We start from the raw sequence: 967 nt of genomic DNA, 5'->3' as shown, positions 1-967 counted from the left end.
TGTGGATAATCTGGATGGTCTCCTGAAAGTGGTTGAATATCTGGTCGGAAGATATTTAAGCCAAAGACATCTTCTTTTTCTTGGTTAAATAAGGAAGCCACTACCTGGTTTTCTGGATTTGTCAGAATTTCCTGAGCCGTATCCACTTGAATTAAACGGCCCTGGTTCATAATCCCGATTCGGTCAGCTAATTTAATGGCTTCATCCATATCATGTGTGACAAATAAGATGGTTGTCTTCAACCGCTGATGAATATCGACTACGAGGTCTTGTAACTGGTTACGCGAAATTGGGTCTAGGGCTGAAAAAGGTTCGTCCATTAAAATAATATCCGGTTCAGCTGCAATCGCACGTAAAATACCAATTCGCTGTTGCTCCCCACCAGATAATTCATCAACTGGTCGGTTCCGGTAAATTTCGGGATCTAAACCTACTAAATTGAGTAGTTCGTCAATTCTAGCTACACGTTTCTCTTTTGGCCAACCAATCATTTCTGGAATAACATCAATATTTTCACTAACATTCATTGTTGGGAAAAGGGCAATCTTTTGTAAGACATACCCCATATTCCAGCGCATCTGTTCAATATCATGATCTTTAATCTTTTGCCCTTTAAAGTAAACATCTCCACCTGTTGGCTCAGTCAAGCCATTCACCATTTTAAGGGATGTCGTTTTCCCACTACCTGATGGACCCACTAAGACAAAAAATTCACCTTCATGAATGGTTAGATTCAAGTCATCAATTACACGTTTGTCTTCATATACTTTCTCTACATCTTTAAATTCGATTATATTGGCCATTATGCATCCTCCCCTATTAAGCCCTTGTCGACTAGGAAATCATGGGCTACTTGGCTAGGCTCTTGTCCTTCAACGTTTACAGCATAGTTCATTTGAATCATCTCATCTTCGGTTACTAATCCACTTAACTTGTTTAGGGATGCCACAATCTCTGGATGGTCTTC

2 protein-coding genes are annotated in these 967 nt (G+C 39.9%); both read right to left on the bottom strand.

The genetic code is table 11. From position 1 onward, the window contains the following. On the bottom strand, window positions 1-803 hold an 803-nt coding region (locus ACRCJ0_RS15655), incomplete at its 3' end, for an ABC transporter ATP-binding protein (protein WP_431391108.1). After that, window positions 803-967 (bottom strand): glycine betaine ABC transporter substrate-binding protein (locus ACRCJ0_RS15650; RefSeq protein ID WP_431391109.1); only part of this gene is annotated, 165 nt, incomplete at its 5' end. The genes ACRCJ0_RS15655 and ACRCJ0_RS15650, both read right to left, overlap by 1 nt.

Source organism: Aerococcus sp. L_32, from assembly GCF_050689315.1.
This window is presented reverse-complemented; position numbering and strand designations above follow the sequence as displayed.